Source organism: Hymenobacter aerilatus, assembly GCF_022921095.1.
Lineage (GTDB): Bacteria > Bacteroidota > Bacteroidia > Cytophagales > Hymenobacteraceae > Hymenobacter > Hymenobacter aerilatus.
Window position 1 is genome coordinate 4,525,998 of the sequence record NZ_CP095053.1, and the last position, 17,850, is coordinate 4,543,847.

Sequence of the window (17,850 nt, forward strand, 5' to 3'; positions counted from 1 at the left end):
TTTTATCTCAATTATAAGGCTAACAGCTAGCAGCTATTAGCGAATGGCTTAACGCATGAAAAAACAAGACCAGGCACCCCAGCAGACGCTGGTGGAGCGCCAGCCGCTTACCGGCTCGCGCAAACTCTACGTTCCCGGCCAGCTCTACCCTGGTATTCGGGTGGCGATGCGCGAAATCATGCTGAGCGATACCAAGCGCCAGTTCGATTTCACGAATCCCACGGAGCAAAACCCGCCCGTGACGGTGTACGACACCAGCGGCCCCTACACCGACCCCAACGTGGAAATCGACCTGAAAAAAGGGCTGCCGCGCCTGCGCGAAGAGTGGATTTTGGGTAGGGAAGACGTGAAAACGCTACCCGGCACCTCGTCGGAATACGGGCAGCAGCGCGCCGCCGACCCCACGCTGGATCACCTGCGCTTTGAGCACATCCGGCCGCCGTTGCGCGCCAAGGCTGGCCGCAACGTGTCGCAGATGCACTACGCGCGGCAAGGCATCATCACGCCCGAGATGGAGTACATCGCCATTCGGGAAAACCAGCGCATCGACCAACTAGCCGCCGATGATGCACTACGGGTGCAGCACCCCGGCCATAGCTTCGGGGCCAATACGCCGCAGGGCCACATCACGCCGGAGTTTGTGCGCCAGGAGGTAGCGGCGGGTAGGGCCGTGATTCCCTGTAACATCAACCACCCCGAGAGTGAACCGATGATTATCGGGCGCAACTTTCTGGTGAAAATCAACACCAACATCGGCAACTCGGCTGTGACTTCGAGCATTGAGGAAGAGGTAGATAAGGCCGTATGGAGCTGCCGCTGGGGCGGCGATACGCTGATGGACCTGAGCACGGGCAAGAACATCCACGAAACCCGCGAGTGGATTATTCGCAACTGCCCAGTGCCAGTGGGCACGGTGCCGATTTACCAGGCCCTGGAAAAGGTGAACGGCAAGGCCGAAGACCTGACCTGGGAGCTGTTCCGCGATACGCTCATCGAGCAGGCCGAGCAGGGCGTGGATTACTTCACCATTCACGCTGGCGTGCGCCTACCCTACATTCCCATGACAGCCAAGCGCGTAACGGGTATTGTGTCGCGCGGCGGCTCTATTATGGCGAAGTGGTGCTTGGCCCACCATAAAGAAAGCTTCCTGTACACGCATTTTGAGGAAATCTGCGAAATCATGAAGGCCTACGATGTGGCCTTCTCGCTGGGTGACGGTCTGCGCCCCGGCTCCATTGCCGATGCCAACGACGCGGCGCAGTTTGCGGAGCTGGAAACCCTGGGCGAGCTGACTAAGATTGCCTGGAAGCATGATGTGCAGGTGATGATAGAAGGCCCCGGCCACGTGCCCATGCACCTGATCAAGGAGAACATGGACAAGCAGCTGAAGGAGTGCCACGAGGCGCCTTTCTACACCCTTGGCCCGCTGACTACCGACATTGCCCCCGGCTACGACCACATTACCTCGGCCATTGGGGCGGCCATGATTGGTTGGTTCGGTACGGCCATGCTGTGCTACGTGACGCCCAAGGAACATCTGGGCCTACCCAACAAGCAGGACGTGAAGGACGGCGTGATTGCCTACAAAATAGCCGCCCACGCCGCCGACCTCGCCAAGGGTCACCCGGGAGCCCAATATCGCGACAACGCCCTGAGCAAGGCGCGCTTCGAGTTCCGCTGGGAAGACCAGTTCAACCTGAGCCTCGACCCCGATACCGCCCGCGAGTACCACGACGAAACCCTACCCGCCGACGGCGCCAAGGTGGCGCACTTCTGCTCGATGTGCGGCCCACATTTCTGCTCGATGAAAATCACCCAGGAAGTCCGCGACTTCGCCGCCAAGCAAGATATGACCGCCGCTGAGGCCCTGACGAAAGGCATGGTGGAAAAGTCGCGGGAGTTCGTGGAAAAGGGGAGTGAGATTTACTTGTAACCAAAAAACATCTGTCATCCTGAGCTCGCGAAGGATCTTATAACAGTGGAACGACTAAACAGACCGTCATGCTGAGCTTGTCGAAGCATCTCGCGTGTTGATGAAAGCTAGTATCCAACAGCAGCACGCGAGATGCTTCGACAAGCTCAGCATGACGGTCTAATGAATAACTCAATGCCTCAACTACCTCGTCCCTACGTTCTTAGTCTCGCCGGTTTCGACCCGAGCGGCGGGGCTGGCTTGCTGGCCGACTGCAAGACCTTTGAGCAGCGCGGCGTGTATGGCTTCGGCGTGTGCACGGCCCTCACGGTGCAGAGCGACGTACAATTCAAGCGTGTGCGTTGGGTGCCATTGATAGATCTGCAGGAGCAAAGCAAGCTACTGTTCGAGCGGTTTCAAATCAATTGGGCCAAAATCGGGCTGGTGGAAAGCCTCACCGAGCTGCCACAGCTGCTGCAGTGGCTGCGGGCGCAGAATCCGCACATCGGCGTTGTGTGGGACCCAGTGCTGAAGGCCAGCGCCGGCTACAATTTTCACACCGGGCCCGCGCCGGAACTGGTGGCGCAGCTGTGTACCGGCTTGGCCCTGCTCACGCCCAACCAGCCCGAAATGCTGCGCCTGTGGCCGGCTGCTTCGGCCGAAGCAGCGGCAGCGGCAGTTAGTACCTGGTGTCCGGTGCTGCTGAAAGGCGGCCACGCCGAGGGCGAGGAGGCCGTGGACGTGCTGTACCAACAGGGGCAGGTAGTGGCCGAGTTTTCGGGGCCGCGCCTACCCCATGGCGAGAAGCACGGCAGCGGCTGCGTGTTGTCGGCGGCTATTGTGGCGGGGCTGGCACGGGGCGAGTCGTTGGTGGAGGCCTGTGGATCGGGCAAGGCGTACACGGCGCGTGTGCTGGCCAGCAACGAGACGTTGCTGGGGTATCATTTTCAGAATCAAGACTATGCAAATCAGTAACCTTCACTATATCACGACTTCCCCTGAGCAGGCCGAGCGGGCCTGCGCTGGGGGGGTGCGCTGGGTGCAGTTGCGCGTGAAGAACACGCCCTACCCCGAATGGAAGCAGCTGGCGCTGGCTACACAGGCCGTTTGTCGTCACTACGGTGCCACGTTCATCCTCAACGACAACCCGCAACTGGCGCTGGAAATTGGCGCCGACGGTGTGCACCTAGGCAAGCAGGATATGCCGGCCGCCGAGGCGCGTACGCTACTCGGTCCGGATTTCATCATCGGTGGCACGGCTAACACGTTTGCCGATATTGAAGGCCTAGTGGCGGTCGGGGTTGATTACATTGGTTTGGGGCCGTTCCGTTTCACGACTACCAAGGAAAAGCTGAGCCCGATTCTAGGACTAGAAGGCTACAAGACGCTGCTGACTCAGCACCGTGCCGCGGGATTTACTACCCCTATCATCGGCATTGGCGGCATCACATTGGCCGATGTAGGGCCGCTGCTGGCCACTGGCCTGCACGGTGTGGCGGTGTCGGGCGCTATTACGGCTGCGGCCGACCCTGCGGCCGCGGCGGCCCAATTCCTCGAATCGTTGACTACTCTTGTTTCTGCCCTATGAAAACGCAACCCCTCATCATAGCCGGGCGCACGTTTACCTCGCGCCTGTTCACCGGCACGGGCAAGTTCAGTTCGGCGGCCTTGATGGAAGAAGCTCTGCTCGCCTCCGGCTCGGAGCTGGTGACGGTGGCCCTGAAGCGCGTGGACGTGTCGGACACAAACGACGATATTCTGCGCCACCTCGGGCATCCGCAGTTTCATCTGCTGCCCAATACCTCGGGCGTGCGCACGGCCAAAGAAGCTGTGTTTGCTGCCCAACTCGCCCGTGAGGCGCTGGAAACCAACTGGCTCAAACTTGAAATTCACCCCGACCCCAAGTACCTGCTGCCCGACCCGGTGGAGACGCTGAAAGCCGCCGAGGAGCTGGTGAAGCTGGGATTTGTGGTGCTACCCTACATCCACGCCGACCCGGTGCTGTGCAAACGACTGGAAGAGGTAGGCGTGGCCGCCGTGATGCCGCTCGGTTCGCCCATCGGTTCCAACAAGGGCCTACTCACGCGCGACTTCCTGGAAATCATCATCGGCCAGAGCAAGGTGCCGGTGGTGGTGGATGCCGGTATTGGGGCGCCGTCGCACGCCGCGGCGGCAATGGAAATGGGGGCTGATGCGGTGCTGGTGAATACGGCCATTGCCGTGGCCGGCCAGCCGGTGCACATGGCGCAAGCCTTCCAAATGGCTGTAGAAGCCGGGCGCATGGCCTACGAGGCGCGGCTGGCCGTGCCGGTGGCGCATGCCGAGGCAAGTTCACCGCTCACGGCGTTTTTGGACTAGAATTACCTCAATAAAGACCGTCATGCTTCGACAAGCGGACGCCAGATGGAGCATGACGGTCAACAGTAAACGTATACCATGAGCTTCCGCCCGATTTTCGAGGCCCACAACTGGGACGATGTCAAAGCCAGCATCTACGCCAAAACGGCTGCCGATGTGGAGCGTGCCCTGGCTGCGCCGCGCCGCACGCTGGAGGATTTTAAAGCCCTGATTTCGCCGGCGGCTGTGCCCTACCTGGAGCAGATGGCCCGGCTTAGTCAGCAGCTCACACGCAAGCGGTTTGGCAACACGGTGCAGCTCTACGTGCCGCTGTATTTGAGCAACGAGTGCCAGAACATCTGCACCTACTGCGGCTTCAGTCTCGATAACAAGATTCGGCGGCGCACGCTCAGCAGCGTGGAAATATTGCAGGAAGCGCAGGTGCTGAAGGCGTGGGGCTACGAGCACGTGCTGCTGGTGACTGGCGAAGCCAACCAAACCGTGGGCGTCGACTACCTCGAAAAGGCCTTGCACACACTGCGCCCGCACTTCGCGCACCTGTCCATGGAAGTGCAGCCGTTGGATGAGGAAGAGTACGAACGGTTGATTCCGGCAGGACTAAATACAGTGCTGGTATACCAGGAAACCTACCATCAGCAAGACTATAAAAAGCACCATCCCAAGGGCAAAAAGTCGAATTTCCACTACCGCCTCGACACGCCCGACCGCTTGGGTAGGGCCGGCATCCACAAGATGGGTTTGGGTGTGCTGTTTGGCTTGGAAGACTGGCGCACCGACAGCTTCTACACGGCCCTGCACCTCGACTACCTCGAACGCACCTATTGGCAAACCAAGTACAGCCTCTCCTTCCCACGCCTGCGCCCCGCCGAGGGGCTGCTACAACCCAAAGTAGAGATGAGCGACCGGGAACTGGTACAGCTCATCTGCGCCTACCGCCTGCTGAACGAGGAGGTGGAGCTGTCCATCTCGACCCGCGAAACGCCTACCTTCCGCGACAACATCATCCGCCTGGGCATCACCAGCATCAGCGCCGGCTCCAAAACCAACCCCGGCGGCTACGCAGTAGCGCCAGAGTCGTTGGAGCAGTTTGAAATCAGCGATGAGCGCACGCCTAAAGAAATTGCGGGTATGATTCGGCGGCAAGGCTACGAGCCGGTGTGGAAAGACTGGGACACGGCGTTGGCGCCGGCGCCCATATAACCGGCGTCTACCTCAGGCTGACAGAAAAACAAACCCTACCCCCGCGCGTTTACTACCCATGCTCACCTCCGCCGAAACCCGCCGCTACGACCGTCACCTGCGCCTACCCGAAATTGGCTCTGAGGGCCAGGAGAAGCTGAAGGCTGCCCGTGTGTTGGTAGTAGGCTGCGGCGGCCTGGGCTGCCCGGTGCTGCAATACCTGGCCGCGGCCGGGGTAGGCACCCTCGGCCTGCTCGACCACGATACGGTAGACGAAACCAACCTGCAACGCCAGGTGCTCTACGCCACCGCCGACGTAGGCCGCCCCAAAGCCGAAGCCGCCGCCGAGAAGCTACGAGCGCAAAATCCGCTCGTTACGGTGCAGCCGCTTCGGGTGCGTTTGTCGGCGGCGAATGCGCTGGAAATCATGACCGATTATGACGTGGTGGTAGACTGCACCGACAACTTTGCCACGCGTTATTTGGTGAGCGATGCGTGCGTGCTGTTGGGCAAGCCGCTGGTGTTTGGGGCCATTTTCAAGTTTGAAGGACAGGTGTCGGTGTTCAACTACCAGGGCGGGCCTACCTACCGCTGCCTGTTTGCGCAGCCACCCGGCCCCGGCGAGGCGCCGAGCTGCAACGAAATCGGGGTGTTGGGCGTGCTGCCGGGCATCATCGGCACGCTACAAGCCTCGGAGGCACTCAAGGTGGTGCTGGGGGTAGGGGAGGTGCTCAGCGGGCGGCTGTTGGTGTTTGACGCGCTGTATATGCAGTTCCGTACCCTGCGCTTTCAGGCCGTGCCGGGTAATCAGCAACTCACCGGCTTGATTGACTACGACCAGTTCTGCGGCGACGCCCCCACTGATGCCGTTCCTGAAATCAGCGCCGACGAGCTACGCCAGAAGCTGCAAGCCCAGGAGCCACTCCAGCTCCTAGACGTGCGCGAGCCGCACGAATACGCCGCCCGTCACATTGGCGGCCGCCTGATTCCGCTGGGCCAGCTCGCCGACGCCCTCTCTACCCTCGACCCCGCAGTACCTATAGTGGTGCACTGCGCCAGTGGCAAGCGCAGCCGCCAGGCCGCCGAGCTGCTGCTCTCGCACGGCTTCCAGCAAGTAACCTCGCTGCGCAACGGGCTGCAGGATTGGTAGGGACACCAGTAAACTTTGTTGCCTTCTACTTTAGCAAATTAGAGTAGGACATTAAATGGCGCGGGGCTGTGCCCCGTGCCGACTAGTCGCAGGCCTCTGGCTTGCACCGCTAGAACAATACTCCTGGTGGCGCGGACGACAGCAGGCCAGAGGCCTGCGCATAATCGGCACGGGGCACAGCCCCGCGCCAGTACCATGTTACAGCAACTGCCGCAACGCTGCCACCGGATCAGCTGCCTGCCACACGCTGCCGAGCACGGCGGCTCCGGCAAAACCTGCCGCCCGCACCTGCGCTATCGTATCCGCTGTGATGCCGCCCAGCGCTACCACCTGCGGCGCGTAGTGCCTGCGTTGCTGTAGCCGCTGTAGCTCCTGCTGTACCTCCGCCAGCGCAAACGCCTGCCCGTAGTCCTGCTTGCTGATGCTATCGAAAATCGGACTCAAAAACACGTATTCATACCGGCGGCGGTGCCGGCGAAGCTCAGTCAGGCTGTGAAAAGAGGTAGAAAGGCTGTGGACCGGTTGCCGTAGGTGTGCCTGCGCAGCCCAGGTAGTTCGGGCCGCGGCCGGTAGGTGCAGCCCGCCTATCGAGTAATGCTGCGCTAGTTCATAGTGCCCGTGTAGCACGATGCGCCTATGGTATTGCTGCGGCATCGCTTGCAGATAGGCTTCTACTTCCGCTGCGGAGGCGCCGGGTTTGCGCAGGTGAAAGGTCTGTAAACCAGCTTCAAACAAGCACTGCAGTATAGGTGCCTCCGCGGCTGTGGTGGTAGGCGGCGAAATCAGGATGAGGCGGAACGGGCTACTACCTTCGGCCTTATGCATGGGGGTGTGGCGCCAGCTTTCTGAGGACAGCTTCGGGTAGGGGACGCAGCTTGCGGGTGGTATAGTCAAAGCTGAGCATACCGGTTTTGGCGCGGGCTATTTCCTTGCCGTGCTGGTTTTTTACCAAATACACCACATCGAAGCCGTACTTATGCACATCAGAGGCAGCGAGTTGCAGTTGTAGCGTGTCGCCGTAGAAGCCTTCGCCCTTGTATTCCACTGCCACGTCGGCCATGATGAAGCCTTGCTGCGTGGCGGGGTCGTATTCCGGCTGACCCAAAAACTGCAAGAACTGCACCCGCGCTTCGTGCAACAGGCTGAGTAGGGCATCGTTGCCGAGGTGGGCGCCGTAGTTCAAATCGGTGATGCGGATGGGTAGCTCCACGGTGAGCAGGTAAGCGTCGGGCAACTCTACTTTGACACGGGGCATAGGCGTTGGGTTTTGGTTGGCGGTTTTTGGTTATTTGTTCCGTTGGACCTTTCTAAGTGAGATTCCCTCCCTTGCGTGATACGCAACATGGTCAGAATAATGTCCGACCAAAAACCAGCAGCAAATAACCAAACTTCAGATGCAAGTAGAAGTTCGCCCCACCGCCGACGGTTCCAGCACGCTCTACGTGCCGGCGCTAGACGAGCACTACCACTCCACCCACGGCGCCGTGCAAGAAGCTCAGCACGTGTACCTGCAAGCGGCTCTGGAACCTATTCTGGCTGCTGCCACCGATACCACGCGAATACTGGAAATCGGCTTCGGTACCGGTCTCAACGCCATCCTGACGCTGCAACGTAGCCTTACGGCCTCCGTGGCTCTGGCCTACGATACCATCGAGAAGTACCCTCTACCCCCCGCCGTGGTGGCCGACTTGCACCCCGAACGTTACTTGCTGAATCCGGAACTCCTGGAGTATTTCAACCAACTACACGCGGCGGCCTGGGATGAGGCCGTGCCCCTGCTGCCGCGGTTTCTGCTGCGCAAAATCACCGGTGAGCTGCAACACACTGCCCTACCCGCCAACCACTACCATGTCATCTACTTCGACGCCTTCGCCCCCGAGAAGCAGCCTGATATGTGGACCGACGCGGTATTTGCTCAGCTCTACGAAGCCGCCGCGCCGGGCGCCCTGCTCACCAGCTACTGCGCCAAGGGTAGCTTCCGCCGCAGCCTGAAAGCGGCCGGGTGGCTAGTAGAGAAGCTACCGGGGCCAGTAGGTAAGCGCGAGATGACGCGGGCGCGGAAGGATTTTACTGTACCTGTTAGCTAGACTATTTTCGACTCCATATAATATACCATATATGTCAGAAGGACAATACGTAACCTATCGTAGATTTAATAGCCTCAATGAAGCGCTGGTGCTCTGTGAATTCTTTGACAAAGAAAATGTCAAGTACAAATTAGAAGATTATTCGCTCGCATTTGATCCAACGTTTGCTAATAACGAGCAGAACAAAGAATTCAGGATTAAACTAAAGAAACAAGATTTTGAGGCCGCTAATGTGCTTCAAGAAAATATGTATTCGAGTGTAGTAGATAGTGTAGATGAAAGTCACTACCTATTTACTTTTACCAATCAGGAGCTCTATGAAGTTATTACTAAATCGGATGAATGGAGCAAACTGGATTATCTACTAGCACAAAAAATACTTAGCAATAGAGGAGAGTTGGTGAATGATGCGCTTATTCAGTCATTAAAAGAAATTAGGATGAACGAGCTGGCAAAACCAGAAGAAAGCTCGATGTCGTGGATCTTCATAGGATATATATTCGCCTTGGCGGGAGGATTTATAGGCTTGTTCATAGGATGGCATTTATTTCATCATAAAAAAACGTTGCCCAACGGAGAAAGGATATATGGTTACGTGCCTTCTAATCGAAAGCAGGGTATAATAATTATAGTAATTTCAATTTTGAGTTTTATAGGGTGGACGGTATTGAAATTTAGGAACAGTGATAATTTCTAAGTACAACGTCCTTTTATCCATTCTGCCCATATTGCAGAAGCTATGAGTCGTAAGATTATTGAAGTCGAAGGCCCGAAATGGGTGGAGCAGGGTATTATTACTGCCGAGCAGGAACAGCGGCTACTGGCGTTGTATCCTGTTGATGATAAAGCTATTGGCCTATTGCCACTACTAGGAAGCCTGCTAGTGCTGCTGAGCGCCCTGAGTCTGATTGCCGCCAACTGGCAGGACCTGCCGCTGCTGGTGCGCTTCGGGATTCTGCTGGGCTCGGTGGCGGGGAGCTACGCGGCGGGCGAGTATTTTCGGCGGCGCGGCAACACGCAGCTGGGCATGGGCCTGGTAGGACTGGGGCTGATTTTGTTCGGCACTAGCATCATCCTCACCAGTCAGATGTTCCAGCTCATCGGCTACGACGTGACAGGCCTAGTAGCCTGGGGCGTGGCGGGGGTAGGGCTTACTTACCTCTACCGCTCGCGCCTGCTGTTTGTGATGACGGTAGCCATCGGCGGCATTGTGCAGGGCTACAACACCGAGGCGCTAGGTGCCTTCAGCTACGCAACGGCCGTGTTTACGGCCCTCACCCTCGGTTACTATTGGTGGCGCTACCCCGATGCGCTACTAGGTGCTGTGCTAGCTACCGGCCTGCTGTGGCAAGCGGGCTTGCTCATCGGCGTGCTGCACATCAAAATCACCTGGTTTTTTGTGGCGGCTATGCTCATCTACGCCTTCGGCGACTGGCAAGCCGACCGCCCGGCCGGTCGGGCGTTGCAGGGGCCACCGCTAGTGGCGGCATTCCTGTTTATGCTGGGCTTAGCTATTTTCGGAGAGGCCGGAAGCTACACCGACCGCTTGCAACCTCCGCTGCTAGCCTACCTGGTGGCACTAGGGGCGGTGCTAGTCCTCTCCCTGGCAGGCAAAAAGGCGCGGGGCCGCCTCAGCAGCGCCACTGATTGGCTACTACTGCTCCCCGGCTTCTACCTGCCGGCCGGGCTGCCACTGGCCGTGGCGGCCTTGGTCGTGCTCTATGCCTATACCGGCACGTTGCTGTGGCGCGCCCACCAGGAGCAAAACCCCGACCGCGTGACGCTGGGTACCGTATTGTTTATTCTGACCACCGCCGTGGCCTACTTCCGGCTCACGTGGGGCTTCATGAACAAATCGTTGTTTTTCCTGCTCGGAGGCATTTTGCTACTTGGCCTAAGCTGGTATTTGCGCCGGCGGGCCGTGCAAACTGCTGCGCCAGACGCTTCCACCCCTAACCCGTAATCGCATGGCTGTTCTTCCTACCCCTGCCAATCGTCGGGTGTGGCTGGTGCTGCTAGTAGGTGCGCAGCTGCTGTTTATTGCGGCCGTGGCAGCGGCCGGGTATGCCACCACCGCCTACGGCCGCACAGTGCAGCTGCGCACGGCTCCCGTCAACCCCCGCGACCTGCTGGAGCGCGACCACCTACGCCTGACCTACGGCATCACCTATTTGCCTCTCTCGCTGTGGCAAGAGGCTAAGGAGCCGCGCCGCCGTCAGCCCGTGTATGTGGCTCTGCGTGCCCAGGGCAACGCATACGCCGCCGTGCGCGTGTACGAGCAAGAGCCCCGTGCCCTACCCTCCGATCAGGTAATTCTGCGCGGTTGGGTGGTGGGCAGCAGTCGGCGCACCCTTCGCCTACGCTATGGTCTGGAACGGTACTATGCGCCGGAAAGTCAGGTAAAAGCGCTGAACAAGAAAGGCCCGCACGCGCTGCTGGTACACGTGAGCATTGCCCCTTGGGGCCAAGCGCGCATTACGGAGGCTGAGGTGTTACCGTAGAGTACGCAATGCGCCTATGACCTACAGGTCGTTTTGTGCCAGTAAAGCATAGTCTTCGGGTATCATATCAGCTAAGACGTAACGTCTTTGCTGCGTTTTATGCATCTCATCTAAAATGGCAACTAAATCTCGATACGTAGCAGTAGACGTGTTTTTTATAAAAATCAGTGCGTGTGCATTATGATCAAGTAATACTTGGTGTAGTTCGGAAGAATGCAGGGCAGCACTGTAAATAGTGGTAACATTTGTTGTATCAGGTAAGCCGTAATAGTAATATACGCTACCGGATTTACTTAAAATTAGTGTAATAAGGTCAGGATGCCAAAAGTCGTTTTGCTCCTCGCCGTCATGGCGTTTGGCAGGCATATTAAGTTGTCTGATACTTGGTTTAGTTATATGTTGGTTAAGTAGGAAAAAGGCTAATAATAAAAAAGCAAGCCCGACCATAGCGGTCATGTCCAATCGAATTTTCCGATGGTTTGTAGATAAACGTCGCCTTTTCATATATACTAACTCAAGTTGCGTAGTAGCCGCGTAGCGGCTCAAGGTTTGTAGCATGAGCGGAAAAAGGAGACCGCACCGCATAGCGGTGCAAGAAATGGCCTACCTGTTCTGACACCGATACGCTACGCGGCGCGTCGTGCCGGCGCTACTCATTTTCTACAAACCTTGGGCCGCTACGCGGCTGCTCCGCAATTTGGTTTATGTAGTTTGATAGCTGCAAACAGTGAATTACAAGCGGATTAATTATTCCAGCTACTACCTTTTCCTTCGATCTACAGCCCATTCCGCTGCAGCAGCGCCCGGTCGTTGCGGTCGAGGTCGACCAGGGCGTATTTCTTCTGGCTGGTGATATTCATCTCATCCAAGGCATCTACTAAGTTGCCGTAGGTCGATTCCTGCTCAGATTTGATGAGTACCACGGCGCCATTCTGCCGGTGTTGCAGGTCTAGTAACACCTGCCGGAGGCCGCGGGCGCTGTAGTCGGTGGTGTGCAGGGTAGGGGCGGTGCCGGTTTCATTCACGCCGTAGAAGTAATGCACTTGGTTGTGCTTGCCCAAAATCAGCGTAAGTGCTTTGCTGGCAGGTGTATCTGTGCCCGGCCCTTTTACCGGCATGGCCAGTTCCATAATGATAGACTTGCTGAAGGTGCTGGTCAGCATGAAGAAGGTGAGCAACAGAAACGCCAGATCCACCATTGGCGTCATATCGAGGCGAAAGGCCATTTTCTTGGCGCGGGGCTTACCTTGTTGAGCGGGGGCGGCTGTTTGGATGTCGGCCATGGTATTAGAATAGCGTTAGTTGAATAGGTATTCAGCTAACGCTATGAATATGTGTTGTATTGCTGCTGATATATATAATCTCGTATAGTAAATTGATACCTAATTTTCTGCACTACCTTCTATCAACAAGTCATAGCTTTATGCTTACTCTATTCTATCGCGTCGGTATTGCGTTATTTCTATCAATAGCATTATTCAGCGCTGTATTCGGTTTCGAGGTACTATGGCAAAAGACACTGGATATTCAATTGCATAACACCTACTTTGTTGTGTCCACTTATCTTGGACAAATTAGCTTTTTCGTTGTCTGTCTCTTAGCAGTTTGTTTGCTAGACATGATACGTTGGCGAGCCACTAGTAACCGCTGGCTTCTTTTAGCAGTTGGAGTGTGTGCTGCCTTATTAGTGTTATTCACTACCGACGCTGCAATTCTAGTAGCCTCCATGCAAAATGTCGGTTGGACTATCTATCCACCTTTAGAAGCATCCAAGCAAGATGTCGTGCAACCCCCTCTACCAGAACCCTCACAAACTTGGGATTATCTAGTGCGTGCAGCACAAATTATCTTTCTGCTCATTACTATTTGGGCCAGCGTCGCTTTCGGCAAACTGCAAGCAAGGCAGAAAGCATAGTTCGTTATTTCAGTTAGAACCACCACACCCGCTCCGGTGTGAGGCAGGCGTGCAAGGGCACGTCGCCGAGCCATACGTCTGTAATCTGCGGTACCGGTGGCTCCAGACTCAGGCCGATGCAAAGGGTTTCGGAGCGGCACTCGGTCAGGAAACGGTCGTAGAAGCCTTTGCCGTAGCCTACCCGGTGGCCCCGCTCATCAAAGGCAAGAAGGGGGAGCAGCACCGCATCGAAAGCGGCGGATGCTACCTCTGTAGCGCCCGTCGGTTCAGGAATGCCCCAGCGGCTTTCTACCAGGTGCGTTTCGGGTGTGAGGTGATAGTGGCGTAGCGTAATGCCATCGGCCTGCACTACCGGCACGGCTACCTGCGCGGTTGGGTGCTCGGCCCACAGCCACTGAATGATAGGCCACGTATCCGGCTCCTGCTGCCGGGCAGCGGGTAGAAATACGTGCACCCAGCGCCACTGCACTACCTCGAAGTGTTGCTGTAACTGCCTAAGTAGTGCTGTGCTACGGCGGGATACCTCTGTTGCGGGCAGGGCCCGCCGTAGCGCCAACATCTGCCGGCGAAGCTCTGCTTTATGCATAAGTTGGTATAGCTAATTATGCATTAGTCCTCTGCGAACCTCTGTGCTATCCACGGCGAAACACTGCGAGAATCAGACAATGTGGGCTACTCAGATTCCTCGTCCTTGCTTGATGCGCAACATGCTCAGAATGACACTACTCCTCTACCACCGTAAACTCCAGCGCCAGCGGCTCGAATGCCTCTAGCAGCTGCTGCAAAAACTGCGGATTGTTGATGTAAACGCTCAGCAGGTTGTCGGTACGCTCCTGTAGGCTGCCGTCGGGGAAGAGCTTGTCCTTGAGAGCGCTGAGCTGGGAGTAGGCAGTTTCGTGCTTGGCTTCGGCGGCTTTATTGAGGCGTTTTTCCAGGCCGGCTAGCGTGCCGGCGGCTTTGCTACCCTCGGCGGCCACGGCTTTCACTAGGGTAGGGTCGAGGCGTTGGGCCAGCGCTTGCACCTGCTCGAACACGGCGGCTAGGGCCTGCTGCTGCTCTTTCAGGTTTACTTCTTCCTGGCCCAGGGCGACGCCTACCTGCTGTTTCAGCTCGGGCAGCGGCCGAAATAGCTCCGCGGCGCTCAGGCCCAGCTTACGCATCTTGCCCGCATTGGCCTTGCTGATGTATAGCCCCGAGTTGCGCAGCAGCACCATAGGGTAGGGTACCTGGTACTCGGCAAACACCTGCTTCAGTTGAAACCAATACGCCACCTCCGCGCCCCCGCCGATGTAGCACAGGTTGGGCAGTAGGATTTCCTGATACAACGGCCGCAACACCACATTCGGGCTGAACCGCTCTGGCTGCTGGCGGGCTAGGTCAAGCAGCTCTTTCTGGCCGTAACATCGGTCGGTGTTCAGCACGGCTACGCAGCCACGGGCCTCGTCGGCTTCCAGCCGCTCGCGCTTGCCATCGTCGGTCAGGAAAAACAGATTGAGTGGGCGCGAATACACCTGCGGCGCGTAGCCGGCAGCTTCCAGGTTGGCATTGGTGGCCTGCACAGCGCGGTGCGAGGCCTGGGACTGAATTTCCTTTTCCAGCACCGGCACCAAGGCATGCTTCAGCGCGGGCGTATCAGCATCAAGGCTTACCAGGCCAAACTCACCAAACAGCGCGTGCGTAAGGCGGCGGGTAGCATCAGCAAGGGTAGGGGCCTGCTGGTAGGCTTCGCGGAACAAGGCGGGTACGTCGGCGGGTAGCTGATCAAGCAACTGCTCTTGTAAGCCTTCCAGCGGCAGGCGTCCTACTGGGCCGCCGGTTTCGGCAGCCTGCCACTCGTATTTCTTGCCGAATAGCTGAAAATGATTGATTTCGGCGAAGTCATGATCTTCGGTAGCCATCCAGTATACCGGCACAAAGTCGTACTGCGGGTACTGCTCCTTCAGCTGCCGGCTGAGCTTCACGGCCGTTATAATCTTGTAGATGAAATACAGCGGCCCGGTCAACAGATTGAGCTGGTGGCCGGTGGTGATAGTGAAGGTGGTGTCTTTTTCGAGCAGGTCGAGGTTGTCCTGCACAGCCGGGTGTACGTCCAGGCCCTCATACTGCGCCCGCAAGGCTTCTACCAACTGCTGCCGGTTCTGGGCAGGGTAGGCGGCCTGCTTCTCGTCGATTTGCGCGGCGAAAGCATCCAGCGTCGGGAAGCGGTGGTAGAACGGCGTCAGCACTTCGTGCTGGCTCAGGTAGTCAAGCAGCAGCTTGGAAAAAGCGCCGGTGTCGGCGTAGGATAGGGTCGTGACGGGCATACAGAGGGATGTCATTCGGCTATAACCAGCCAACGGCCACAAAGTAACTGGCAATTTTTTGCTCGGCGGCCGTGCGGCAGTTGCAGCCAAACACCTCGCCTACCGTTACTGTGCGCTCTACACCGCCCAAAACCGCATTTCCAGCGAAATACGCGTGGCATCAGCGTTCAGATTCAGCGCTCCGCCGTGCAGCAGGTAGGGCGAGAATAAGAGCACTTCATCGGGGCCGGGGTTAGGCCGCACCAGTTCCAGTGGCTCGACAGCGTCTTTCAGCGCAGGCACACTGTAAGTGGTGCCGTTGTATACAGCGCCGCCCGCTGTGCGCTCGGTGCGGCTCTCGGGCCACCAGTGGCTGCCCGGCACCAGCGTCAGCGAAGAATCTGAGGTGCTACCCGCCACCGGGAAGTAGATGTTGATGCCGTCGCGCAGGCGGTCCAGCCACACGTCGCGGTGCAGAGGATTATTGTCGGTACGGCCCGGCCGGGCCAGACGCAGATGAAAACCTTCGTAGCCAGTGTGCGGATTGTGGACGCGCACAGCACGGCCACATAAGGCACTCACACGCGCTTCGAGCAGCGCCACGGGTAGGGGCAGCGCTTCTAAAGGATATTCCTTGGTGTGCTGTACCACCGCTAGGTGTCGCGCCTGGTCGTCGCCAATCACCTGATGATACTGCGCCACTGGCCAATCAGTAGCCACATGGCAACCAACGACGCGCAGGGCAGCGCGCACTTTCTCGGCCAGGCCCTCGCGCAGCGTAGCGTTTTCGGCGGCCGTCAGCAATGGTGCCACCACGTAGCCAGCCGCACTCCAGGGCTGCCCGGCGGTTAGGTCCGTATCGTCGGCAAGGAGCACCCGGTCGTCGGCAGGGTGGCTGATGCCTTCTATTTGATAATCTACTGTCTGTTGCTGAATTCGGATGGGCATAGAACGGGTTGCTATAGGATAGGCGTAGTTGGCTCTGTGAGATAAGCCAAAAATACTGAACCAACGCGTTTCAGTAACTAGGAGTAGAGTTACGTTGCTCTGAGCGTACGAAACATAAGATACCTACCCTACCTGCATCGCAGCAAAAAGCCCTGCCCTGGTATAACCAGAACAGGGCTTTTTTTAATAAGTAGCAGATTTCGCTACACCAACGTACCGTACAAGTCAAAGTCGGAGGCTTCGTTGATCTGTACCATGGCAAAGTCGCCGAGGCGCACGTGGGTGTCTTTGGTGGCGGGCACCAGCACTTCGTTGTCTACTTCGGGTGAGTCGTACTGGGTACGGCCCACGAAGTAACCGCTCTCCTTACGGTCGAACAACACCTTGTAGGTGTTGCCTACTTTCTGCTCGTTCAGCTCCAGCGAAATGCCCTGTTGCAGCTCCATAATCTGGTCGGCACGGTCCTGCTTCACCTCGGCGGGCACGTTGTCTTCCAAAGTGTATGCGTGCGTGCTCTCCTCGTGTGAGTAAGTGAAGATGCCCAGGCGGTCGAACTTCGTTTCTTCCACCCATTGGTACAGCTCCTCGAAGTCCTGCTGGGTTTCGCCGGGGTGACCGGCAATAAGGGTAGTGCGCAGGGCTATATCCGGCACGCGCTGGCGCATGGTGTCTACCAGCTCGATAGTACGGCGCTTGCTAATGCCGCGCCGCATGGTTTTCAGCATATTATCCGAAATATGCTGCAAGGGCATATCCAGGTACTTGCAGATATTCTCGCGTTCGGCCATCACCGTCAGAGCCTCCATCGGGAACTGCGAGGGGTAGGCGTACTGCATCCGAATCCACTCAATGCCTTCTACGTCAGAGAGATGGCGAAGCAAGTCGGGCAGTTTCCGCTCGCCGTAGGCTTGCAGGCCGTAGTAAGTCAGGTCCTGGGCAATCAGAATTAGCTCCTTGGTACCCATGCTGGCCAGGCGCTTTGCCTCGCGCACCAGGTCCTCAATAGAGCGGTCGGTGTGCTTGCCGCGCATCAGCGGAATGGCGCAGAACGAACACGGACGGTTGCAGCCCTCGGCAATCTTGAAGTAGGCATAGTGCGACGGCGTGGTAATCAGCCGCTCACCCACTAGCTCGTGCTGATAGTTAGCTTCCAGCTTCTTCATCAGCTGGGGCATCTCCAGCGTACCAAAGTAGGCGTCTACCTGCGGAATTTCGGTCTCCAGCTCGTCCTTGTAGCGCTGCGAGAGGCAGCCCATCACGTAGAGCTTATCTAAGCGGCCAGCTTCCTTCTCGTCGGCGTAGCGCAGAATGGTGTCGATGCTTTCCTGCTTGGCATTATCGATAAAGCCGCAGGTATTCACAATTACGATGTTGGCATCGTTGGTTTCCGCCTCGTGCGTCACGTCAAACTGGTTGGCGCGCAACTGCCCCATCAGCACCTCCGAGTCGACCAGGTTCTTGGAGCAACCCAGCGTAATAACGTTGACCTTATTGGCTTTCTGGCCTCTTACTTTCATA

At 57.5% G+C, this 17,850-nt stretch carries 19 protein-coding genes; 11 read left to right on the top strand and 8 right to left on the bottom strand.

Annotated elements, in window-relative coordinates:
* The first annotated feature begins 55 nt into the window (after positions 1-55).
* From thiC to moeB, 6 genes are all read left to right on the top strand, one after another.
* Complete coding sequence (gene thiC, locus MUN82_RS18910) at positions 56-1,933, top strand: phosphomethylpyrimidine synthase ThiC (RefSeq protein ID WP_245092910.1); 1,878 nt, start codon at positions 56-58, stop codon at positions 1,931-1,933.
* Between the two features lie 174 nt (positions 1,934-2,107).
* Complete coding sequence (locus MUN82_RS18915) at positions 2,108-2,887, top strand: hydroxymethylpyrimidine/phosphomethylpyrimidine kinase (protein WP_245092911.1); 780 nt, start codon at positions 2,108-2,110, stop codon at positions 2,885-2,887.
* The gene (locus MUN82_RS18920) at positions 2,874-3,500 is read left to right on the top strand and encodes a thiamine phosphate synthase (protein WP_245092913.1); all 627 of its coding nucleotides are present in this window, start codon (positions 2,874-2,876) and stop codon (positions 3,498-3,500) included. The genes MUN82_RS18915 and MUN82_RS18920 overlap by 14 nt, the downstream gene beginning before the upstream one ends.
* The gene (locus MUN82_RS18925; protein ID WP_245092915.1) at positions 3,497-4,270 is read left to right on the top strand and encodes a thiazole synthase; all 774 of its coding nucleotides are present in this window, start codon (positions 3,497-3,499) and stop codon (positions 4,268-4,270) included. The genes MUN82_RS18920 and MUN82_RS18925 overlap by 4 nt, the downstream gene beginning before the upstream one ends.
* Positions 4,271-4,348: 78 nt before the next feature.
* Positions 4,349-5,470, top strand: coding sequence for a 2-iminoacetate synthase ThiH (thiH, locus tag MUN82_RS18930; protein WP_245092917.1), 1,122 nt, complete (start codon positions 4,349-4,351; stop codon positions 5,468-5,470).
* Between the two features lie 58 nt (positions 5,471-5,528).
* Positions 5,529-6,599: a molybdopterin-synthase adenylyltransferase MoeB gene (gene moeB, locus MUN82_RS18935; protein WP_245092919.1), complete on the top strand. Its 1,071-nt coding sequence runs from the start codon at positions 5,529-5,531 to the stop codon at positions 6,597-6,599.
* A gap of 198 nt (positions 6,600-6,797) precedes the next feature.
* Here moeB and MUN82_RS18940 read toward each other — a convergent pair whose 3' ends face one another.
* Positions 6,798-7,424, bottom strand: a complete 627-nt coding sequence (locus tag MUN82_RS18940; RefSeq protein WP_245092921.1) for a thiamine phosphate synthase — start codon at positions 7,422-7,424, stop codon at positions 6,798-6,800.
* Complete coding sequence (locus MUN82_RS18945; RefSeq protein WP_245092923.1) at positions 7,417-7,854, bottom strand: thioesterase family protein; 438 nt, start codon at positions 7,852-7,854, stop codon at positions 7,417-7,419. Before MUN82_RS18945 ends, MUN82_RS18940 begins: the two co-directional genes overlap by 8 nt.
* A 139-nt stretch (positions 7,855-7,993) precedes the next feature.
* On the opposite strand from MUN82_RS18945, the gene mnmC2 reads away from it, so the two are divergent.
* Genes mnmC2 through MUN82_RS18965 form a run of 4 tightly spaced genes read left to right on the top strand, consistent with a single transcriptional unit; the run spans position 7,994 to position 11,187 of the window.
* Positions 7,994-8,686: a tRNA (5-methylaminomethyl-2-thiouridine)(34)-methyltransferase MnmC2 gene (gene mnmC2, locus MUN82_RS18950; protein ID WP_245092925.1), complete on the top strand. Its 693-nt coding sequence runs from the start codon at positions 7,994-7,996 to the stop codon at positions 8,684-8,686.
* A 31-nt stretch (positions 8,687-8,717) separates the two neighbouring features.
* Complete coding sequence (locus MUN82_RS18955) at positions 8,718-9,383, top strand: hypothetical protein (protein ID WP_245092926.1); 666 nt, start codon at positions 8,718-8,720, stop codon at positions 9,381-9,383.
* Between the two features lie 42 nt (positions 9,384-9,425).
* Positions 9,426-10,649: a DUF2157 domain-containing protein gene (locus MUN82_RS18960; RefSeq protein ID WP_245092927.1), complete on the top strand. Its 1,224-nt coding sequence runs from the start codon at positions 9,426-9,428 to the stop codon at positions 10,647-10,649.
* A 4-nt stretch (positions 10,650-10,653) separates the two neighbouring features.
* Positions 10,654-11,187, top strand: coding sequence for a GDYXXLXY domain-containing protein (locus MUN82_RS18965; RefSeq protein ID WP_245092928.1), 534 nt, complete (start codon positions 10,654-10,656; stop codon positions 11,185-11,187).
* 21 nt (positions 11,188-11,208) lie between these two features.
* On the opposite strand, the gene MUN82_RS18970 is transcribed toward MUN82_RS18965, so the two are convergent.
* Both MUN82_RS18970 and MUN82_RS18975 read right to left on the bottom strand, forming a co-directional pair.
* The gene (locus tag MUN82_RS18970) at positions 11,209-11,745 is read right to left on the bottom strand and encodes a biopolymer transporter ExbD (protein WP_245092930.1); all 537 of its coding nucleotides are present in this window, start codon (positions 11,743-11,745) and stop codon (positions 11,209-11,211) included.
* Positions 11,746-11,963: 218 nt separating this feature from the next.
* Positions 11,964-12,470, bottom strand: a complete 507-nt coding sequence (locus MUN82_RS18975; protein ID WP_245092932.1) for an ExbD/TolR family protein — start codon at positions 12,468-12,470, stop codon at positions 11,964-11,966.
* A 140-nt stretch (positions 12,471-12,610) separates the two neighbouring features.
* On the opposite strand from MUN82_RS18975, the gene MUN82_RS18980 reads away from it, so the two are divergent.
* A complete protein-coding gene (locus tag MUN82_RS18980; protein ID WP_245092934.1) occupies positions 12,611-13,102 on the top strand; it encodes a hypothetical protein in 492 nt (163 codons plus the stop codon).
* Positions 13,103-13,115: 13 nt separating this feature from the next.
* On the opposite strand, the gene MUN82_RS18985 is transcribed toward MUN82_RS18980, so the two are convergent.
* The 4 genes from MUN82_RS18985 to rimO form a co-directional block, all read right to left on the bottom strand.
* Positions 13,116-13,688: a 5-formyltetrahydrofolate cyclo-ligase gene (locus MUN82_RS18985; RefSeq protein ID WP_245092936.1), complete on the bottom strand. Its 573-nt coding sequence runs from the start codon at positions 13,686-13,688 to the stop codon at positions 13,116-13,118.
* A 136-nt stretch (positions 13,689-13,824) separates the two neighbouring features.
* On the bottom strand, positions 13,825-15,405 hold the full coding sequence (gene bshC / locus MUN82_RS18990) for a bacillithiol biosynthesis cysteine-adding enzyme BshC (RefSeq protein ID WP_245092938.1): 1,581 nt from the start codon (positions 15,403-15,405) through the stop codon (positions 13,825-13,827).
* Between the two features lie 117 nt (positions 15,406-15,522).
* Entirely contained in the window at positions 15,523-16,332 is an 810-nt protein-coding gene (locus tag MUN82_RS18995; protein WP_245092940.1) for a phytanoyl-CoA dioxygenase family protein, read from the bottom strand.
* A 203-nt stretch (positions 16,333-16,535) separates the two neighbouring features.
* The gene (gene rimO, locus MUN82_RS19000; protein WP_245092942.1) at positions 16,536-17,849 is read right to left on the bottom strand and encodes a 30S ribosomal protein S12 methylthiotransferase RimO; all 1,314 of its coding nucleotides are present in this window, start codon (positions 17,847-17,849) and stop codon (positions 16,536-16,538) included.
* Position 17,850 lies beyond the last annotated feature (1 nt).

Coding starts and splice junctions, on each gene's coding strand:
- MUN82_RS18975 (WP_245092932.1), bottom strand. CDS start 12,470: ATGGCCGACATCCAAACAGCCGCCCCCGCTCAACAAGGTAAGCCCCGC.
- MUN82_RS18915 (WP_245092911.1), top strand. CDS start 2,108: ATGCCTCAACTACCTCGTCCCTACGTTCTTAGTCTCGCCGGTTTCGAC.
- MUN82_RS18955 (WP_245092926.1), top strand. CDS start 8,718: ATGTCAGAAGGACAATACGTAACCTATCGTAGATTTAATAGCCTCAAT.
- MUN82_RS18970 (WP_245092930.1), bottom strand. CDS start 11,745: ATGCTACAAACCTTGAGCCGCTACGCGGCTACTACGCAACTTGAGTTA.
- thiH (WP_245092917.1), top strand. CDS start 4,349: ATGAGCTTCCGCCCGATTTTCGAGGCCCACAACTGGGACGATGTCAAA.
- mnmC2 (WP_245092925.1), top strand. CDS start 7,994: ATGCAAGTAGAAGTTCGCCCCACCGCCGACGGTTCCAGCACGCTCTAC.
- MUN82_RS18980 (WP_245092934.1), top strand. CDS start 12,611: ATGCTTACTCTATTCTATCGCGTCGGTATTGCGTTATTTCTATCAATA.
- rimO (WP_245092942.1), bottom strand. CDS start 17,849: ATGAAAGTAAGAGGCCAGAAAGCCAATAAGGTCAACGTTATTACGCTG.
- MUN82_RS18920 (WP_245092913.1), top strand. CDS start 2,874: ATGCAAATCAGTAACCTTCACTATATCACGACTTCCCCTGAGCAGGCC.
- MUN82_RS18965 (WP_245092928.1), top strand. CDS start 10,654: ATGGCTGTTCTTCCTACCCCTGCCAATCGTCGGGTGTGGCTGGTGCTG.
- MUN82_RS18960 (WP_245092927.1), top strand. CDS start 9,426: ATGAGTCGTAAGATTATTGAAGTCGAAGGCCCGAAATGGGTGGAGCAG.
- MUN82_RS18925 (WP_245092915.1), top strand. CDS start 3,497: ATGAAAACGCAACCCCTCATCATAGCCGGGCGCACGTTTACCTCGCGC.
- MUN82_RS18945 (WP_245092923.1), bottom strand. CDS start 7,854: ATGCCCCGTGTCAAAGTAGAGTTGCCCGACGCTTACCTGCTCACCGTG.
- thiC (WP_245092910.1), top strand. CDS start 56: ATGAAAAAACAAGACCAGGCACCCCAGCAGACGCTGGTGGAGCGCCAG.
- MUN82_RS18995 (WP_245092940.1), bottom strand. CDS start 16,332: ATGCCCATCCGAATTCAGCAACAGACAGTAGATTATCAAATAGAAGGC.
- MUN82_RS18985 (WP_245092936.1), bottom strand. CDS start 13,688: ATGCATAAAGCAGAGCTTCGCCGGCAGATGTTGGCGCTACGGCGGGCC.
- moeB (WP_245092919.1), top strand. CDS start 5,529: ATGCTCACCTCCGCCGAAACCCGCCGCTACGACCGTCACCTGCGCCTA.
- MUN82_RS18940 (WP_245092921.1), bottom strand. CDS start 7,424: ATGCATAAGGCCGAAGGTAGTAGCCCGTTCCGCCTCATCCTGATTTCG.
- bshC (WP_245092938.1), bottom strand. CDS start 15,405: ATGCCCGTCACGACCCTATCCTACGCCGACACCGGCGCTTTTTCCAAG.